Origin of the sequence: Heyndrickxia acidiproducens DSM 23148 (genome assembly GCF_000374345.1) — a bacterium.
GTDB lineage: Bacteria > Bacillota > Bacilli > Bacillales > Bacillaceae_C > Weizmannia > Weizmannia acidiproducens.
The window spans coordinates 1-6,410 of the sequence record NZ_KB894055.1; the positions used below are offsets into that span (position 1 = coordinate 1).

The following is a 6,410-nucleotide window of genomic DNA, read 5'->3' on the forward strand; positions in this document are numbered from 1 at the left end:
GGAACGACTCAATGAAGAATTTCGCCGTCGGGAACAGGTTATCCGTATTTTTCCTAACCGGGATTCCGTAATCCGGCTAATGGGTTCTGTTCTCATGGAAAAGGATGAAAAATGGGCAGAAGGACGCCGCTATTTGAAGATGGAGGACTATTTTGAATGGAAAGCCAAACAACCGAAATCGTCTGACCAATCCAACAAAGCGACAGACATTTATTCGGGTTAATTACTCTATCCCGACTGAGAGGAATTTACACACAAAAAAAGACTTGACCTTTGTATAACCAACTTCTTCAAGTGTGTCAATACAAGATTGAATAATCTGCTCTCTTCGTGCTTCCGCAATAAAAGATTCACCCATTTTTAAAAACATCTCCTTTAAATCATATTACTTATCCAAATAAAATATTGATTGTACAATCAAAATATTGATTATACGTTTTATTTTACTTGCATCTTTTATTATTGTCAAATATGCTTCCATAATTAATGGAGCAGGACTTCTGGGTTTTATTTATTAGGAATTTTAAACGAAAAGAAAAGCAGTTTAGATGATTGGATCCTTATTGGACAAAGGATTATATAATTATTGAACAACAGAAACAAAACTGGACCCGCTAATGGAATCTAGCCTGAATTTTGATTGATTTGTGATGAAAACAACTAATTGTTTAAGGATTGAATACATATGGGTTGCCCGCTGCTCCTTCCCGATACCTTTGCCGTTCGGATACCAACTATTTAGCATGGGGAAGTAGAAAGTAGCAACTATATAGTTGTGCTAGTACGCATTACATACAGTGTGATCCATCAAACAAATCTTCCTAAGTAATTTAGGAGGGGGTTTCTTTTTTCTCCGTCCATTTATTTCTTTAGTTAGTATCCCCATTATCAATTACTTTGAACATCAGGTACAAACAATCCCTATCTCCATTTACCTCATTTATGAAAATCCAAGTCCATCTACTATGTCCCCAATCGAATAATTAACCTTCCCACACCCCTCCTTCCTCACATCACCCTCAAGCCCTTCTCTCCCAAGGGCTCACGCCCCCTTCACATTACCTTCCATTTTCTGTTATAGAATAATTACGTTCCCGCCTTTTTCCCGATTTTCGCCCAAAATTGTACCGATTTCGCAATGATTTTTATAAAAAAATTTCGTTCCTTTTCGAATAAATACGGAGTAGATGGTGAGGGGCCATTTGATTTAAAACGTGTGAAAAAAACACTAGAAAGGATACCGATTCAATAGCGTGAGGAAACCAACTGAAAAAGAACTTGAGTTGGACTAAACCCTTGCTGAACAAAGGATTGGAGGAATATAGAATTAAAAAAACGATTGGATTCGGATTGAATTTTGATTGAAAATGGGATTGGACTACAATTGGAACCCCAACGAATTTTACACAAAAAAACCGAAGGTCTGCCGGGAAAAATACCGGAAAAACCTTCGGATAAGGAACAGGCTCCCCATACCAAGCAAATAATATCAAATTTACAGTCAAACTCTTTGAGCTAGAACCAGCTCGAACTTTTTTTAGTATTGATATAAATCTCAACACGATATGATGATAATGAATAAAAAATGAAAGGAATGATGTGAATATGACAACTTTATATCGAATCAATGTGTTCGAAGACGAATTCCATTCCAAAGTAGTAACAAGGGTTAAATACAATGAAATCCTTGATTATTGGGATGGTCACAATTGGACAAATGGTGGAGTAGGAAGGCATTTGGGTATCACTAAGCTAAAAGATGGCAGGTATGTACTCATTTACGGTACACAATGGCAAGGAGAAAAAGATTATGGGAGGGTTGTTTCGCCAGAGGAAGCCTTACATGAGATATTAAAGTCTCACAATACAGAGCTTTTGACTCTGAAAAAGTTTAAGGATTTGAAAACTTTAGCAGAAGAAAAATAGATTATCGGTGACATTGAATACGAAAGGAAATAAAAGACCTAAAGGAGAACATTCTCCTTTTTATTACTTGAATCTATAAAACTGAGTTAAGATTGAGTACGTAATGCTCTACTGCACTCTTTTCTCTATTTTCCATATTATAGATGAAATATTACAAACCAAACTAAATTCTTCTTTCCTCCTATGTATACCCCAAATAAACCCTTCCGAAATCCCGCTCCTCAAATCCGCATTCTTCCGTTCGAGTTATAATAAAGATTTCCGACTGAACCCCTATTTTGGACCATTTTCGATTCAAATATGACCGTTTTTCCGCCTGTTTTTCCTCATTTTTTTCACCTTTTTTCGAGAGTTAAAATAAAGTCCTCCGATTTTGGAAGAAGGAGAAAAGGAGAAAAAGAATAAGGGAAATAAGAAAAAGCATTGAGAAAAGATTGAATGAGACCTTCGGTCTCTTATTGAATAAATACCTGAGTGAAATATTGAAAAAAGCCTGAATTGGTAAGGGTTCAAACAGGATTAAGTTAGGATAAAACTATTGAATTTTTATTGATTTCCTATTGAATTATAACAGAAAAAAGCCCGGGTTCCTAATGAGGAAAAACCGGGATGATATTGAGTCAGAGTCGAAAATCGGAAATGTTTATTTTCACTGTAATCGAGCCTGAATCGGAAATGTTTTTTTTGGTTCGGAAGAGTTTAATATTGGGTTACATTCATTTAAAATGAGTTGCGACACACACTCGACGTGCGTCGTATGCGGAAACATGTCAACAGGCTGTACATCCACCGTACTGTATCCTCCGTCTTCCAGGATCCGCAAGTCTCTTGCCAGTGTTGCCGGATTGCAGGAGACATAGACGACCTTTTTCGGCTTCATCTCAAGAATCGTGCGCAGCAGGGATTCGTCGCAGCCTTTGCGCGGCGGGTCGACCACTAAGACATCTGCCTTGTTGCCTGCCTCGTACCATTTTGGGATGACCGTTTCCGCTGCGCCCGCTTCAAACTGCACATTCGTGATGCCGTTGAGCGCCGCATTGCGTTTTGCATCTTCAATCGCTTCCGGAACGACTTCGACTCCGAACACTTTGCGGGCTTTTTGCGCCAAAAACAGTGAGATCGTGCCGATACCGCAGTAGGCGTCAATCACCGACTCGTTGCCATTCAAGCCCGCGTATTCAAGGGCTTTATCATAAAGCACTTTTGTCTGGACAGGATTGACCTGGTAAAAAGAAAGCGCGGAGATGGCGAATTTTACATCCCCGATTTTGTCGTAAATGATCTCATTTCCCCACAGTACTTTGGTTTTCTCCCCTAAAATCACGTTTGTACGCTTCGGATTGATATTGTGGACGATCGACTTGACTTGCGGCAGCCGCGACACAATCGCATCCACGAGTTTTTTCTGATGCGGCACTTCCGCTGTTCTCGTGATCAGCACGACCATCAGCTCGCCGGTCTGCTTTCCGTAACGGGCCATGATATGGCGGAGCACACCTTTGTGGCTTTCTTCGTTGTATGCCGGAATTTTCAGCTTGCTGCAAACTTCTTTGACCACATTTATGGCTTCATTGACTTCAGGAATCTGGATCAGGCTCTCGTCTGTATCTACGATTTCATGGGTGCGCGGTTTAAAAAAGCCGGCAATCAGCTTTCCGTCTTTTTCACCAACAGGAACCTGAGCCTTATTCCGGTAATGCCAGGGGTTTTCCATGCCGATAATCGGATGGATGCGCACGCCCTCCAACTTGCCGATTCGCGCGAGCACTTGGTGAACCTGGTTTTCCTTAAATTTCAGCTGGCCTTCATGGTTGATATGCGCAAGCTGGCAGCCGCCGTATTTATGGGCATCCTGCTTTGAAATTTCAACGCGGTACGGGCTTTTTTCATGCAGTTCAAGGAGGCGGCCGATACCATAACTTTTATTTGTTTTGATCACTTTAATTTTTGCTTTTTCACCGGGCAGGGCCCTCGGGACAAATAACGGATACCCGTCCACCTTGGCCACACCGGCTCCGTCATGGGTTAAATCTTCAAACACTGCTTCTATTTCATCGTTTTTCTTCACCGGTAATATTTTCTTCATGAATGTCTTCCTTTACATCAGAATCGCTAGAAAAAATTGTAACATAAAGCAGGATGCAATGCGAAATAGCCGGCCATGTAACATGGGCAAATTTTGAAAGTGCCGGTCGATTGCCGATTGCCGTTCTGTTTCACCTCGTTGAATAATATATATGTTATTGACATTTCTTTGAACTTTTATTTCATTAAAATTTTATGGAATTCATTACACCACCTTTTGAAAAAACAAATGCTTGTAAGAAAATCTATCATTCCTCTTTTTTTTAATCATTTTAAATGATAGACTATTCATAAAAATAGAGTTTAACAAGGGGGATTATGCATCGGTGAGTGATGAAACTTTAAAAATGATATCCATTGGGCTGTATATGGTGTTAATGCTGTGGATTGGCTGGATTGCCTACCGGCGGACGAGCAATTTAAATGATTATATGCTGGGCGGGCGCTCGCTCGGGCCTGCTGTTGCGGCTCTAAGCGCGGGGGCGGCCGATATGAGCGGATGGTTGTTAATGGGCCTGCCTGGCGGGATATACGCAACCGGGCTTGCTGACGCTTGGATTGCCATCGGGCTGACGATCGGGGCATATTTAAACTGGCTGCTGATTGCGCCGCGTTTGCGTTCATATACGCAAATCGCCGGGGATTCGATTACCATTCCTTCTTATCTTGAAAACCGTTTTAAAGACCCGACAAAACTGCTGCGGCTCGTGTCCGCGCTTGTGATTTTGATTTTCTTTACCTTTTATGTTTCTTCCGGGATCGTTTCCGGCGCCGTCTTTTTTGAAAGTTCTTTCCATATGTCTTATTACACAGGTCTCATTCTAGTCGCCGGCGTGGTTGTATTGTATACGCTTTTTGGAGGGTTTCTAGCCGTATCCTGGACTGATTTTATCCAGGGGCTGATTATGGTCATTGCGCTTGTCCTGGTGCCAATTATTGCTTTTACAAAAACGGGCGGGCCGGTTGAGACCTTTCAAACTGTAAATTCCATCAATCCTGAGCTGCTCGATTTTTTCAAAGGGACCACTGTGCTAGGCATCATTTCGGCGCTTGCCTGGGGGCTCGGCTATGTCGGCCAGCCGCATATTGTCGTGCGTTTTATGGCAATCAAGTCGGTAAAAGAAACGAAGAGTGCGCGCAGAATCGGGATTGGCTGGATGATCTTGTCGCTGCTTGGCACTTCGTTTACGGCTTTAATTGGAATTGCCTATTACCATCAGGCCGGGGAAAAGCTTGCGAATCCGGAAACTGTATTTATCCAGCTCGGGCAGATTCTCTTTCACCCGCTGATTGCCGGATTTGTGCTGGCGGCGGTATTGGCTGCGATCATGAGCACCATCTCTTCGCAGCTTTTGGTGACATCAAGTGCGCTGACAGAAGACTTGTATAAATTATTTTTTAGAAAAAATGCCTCCGATAAAGAATTGGTTTTCTTCGGCAGGCTGGCAGTTTTGATTGTTTCAGTTGTTGCCTCTTTGCTTGCATTGAACCGTGACTCTACAATTCTGCAACTGGTCAGCTATGCTTGGGCGGGATTTGGTGCATCATTCGGCCCGGTAATTTTCCTGAGTCTATTTTGGAGAAAAATGAATTACAAAGGTGCGCTATTCGGGATGATCGTTGGTGCCGTCACCGTCATTGTATGGACGGTGACGGGCCTGGATGCCAAATTGTATTCCATGGTGCCGGGTTTTGCGTTTAACCTGATTGTCAGCATAGTTGTCAGCCTGGCCACTTATCGTCCCCACACCGGGATTGAGGAAGATTTTGAAAACAGTTTAGCAGGGTTAAAGAACGAAGCGTAAAAATAGGGCGCCCCAAATGCCAGTACATGGCAATGGGGCGTTTTTTTATGTAATAAAAGAGCCTTATGCAAGTTTTAAATCAATTTTTTCAAATGAATTTTTCACTTTTTTGTTTGATGAACGGCCATTTGCCCGGGGTTTCCGCTTCCATGGTGCTTTAACAGGCTTATGAACTGCATTTGGCATGGATTTTTTTACCGAGATAGCGTTCATTCCGCTTATGAACCGCATCTGGCACGGATTTTTTTCCGAGATAGCGTTCAGTCTGCTTATGAACTGCATCTGGCATGGATTTTTTTCCGAGATAGCGTTCATTCCGCTTATGAACCGCATATGGCACGGATTTTTTTACCCAGATAGCGTTCATTCCGCTTATGAACTGCGTCTGGCATAGCTTTTTTTACCGAGATAGCGTTCATTCCGCTTATGAACTGCATTAGCCATGGACTTTTTTACCCAGATAGCGTTCATTCCGCTTATGAACTGCATTTGACATGGCTTTTTTTACCGAGATAACGTTCATTCCGCTTATGAACTGCATTTGCACGGATTTTTTTACCGAGATAACGTTCATTCCGCTTATGAACTGCATTT

4 protein-coding genes and 1 pseudogene are annotated in these 6,410 nt (G+C 42.1%); 3 read left to right on the forward strand and 2 right to left on the reverse strand.

The window, feature by feature from the left end; translation table 11 throughout:
- A partial coding sequence (locus C232_RS0117750) for a transposase (RefSeq protein ID WP_018665453.1) occupies window positions 1–223 on the forward strand: 223 nt, incomplete at its 5' end.
- A 24-nt stretch (window positions 224–247) separates the two neighbouring features.
- Here C232_RS0117750 and C232_RS19940 read toward each other — a convergent pair.
- Window positions 248–358, reverse strand: a pseudogene (locus C232_RS19940) (TetR/AcrR family transcriptional regulator); the annotation flags it as partial.
- A 1,247-nt stretch (window positions 359–1,605) separates the two neighbouring features.
- Between C232_RS19940 and C232_RS0117760 the strand changes: the two are divergent.
- Window positions 1,606–1,926, forward strand: a complete 321-nt coding sequence (locus tag C232_RS0117760) for a hypothetical protein (protein WP_018665455.1) — start codon at window positions 1,606–1,608, stop codon at window positions 1,924–1,926.
- A 649-nt stretch (window positions 1,927–2,575) separates the two neighbouring features.
- On the opposite strand, the gene rlmD is transcribed toward C232_RS0117760, so the two are convergent.
- On the reverse strand, window positions 2,576–4,012 hold the full coding sequence (rlmD, locus tag C232_RS0117765; RefSeq protein WP_018665456.1) for a 23S rRNA (uracil(1939)-C(5))-methyltransferase RlmD: 1,437 nt from the start codon (window positions 4,010–4,012) through the stop codon (window positions 2,576–2,578).
- Between the two features lie 325 nt (window positions 4,013–4,337).
- Between rlmD and putP the strand changes: the two genes are divergently transcribed.
- Entirely contained in the window at window positions 4,338–5,816 is a 1,479-nt protein-coding gene (gene putP, locus C232_RS0117770) for a sodium/proline symporter PutP (RefSeq protein WP_018665457.1), read from the forward strand.
- Window positions 5,817–6,410 lie beyond the last annotated feature (594 nt).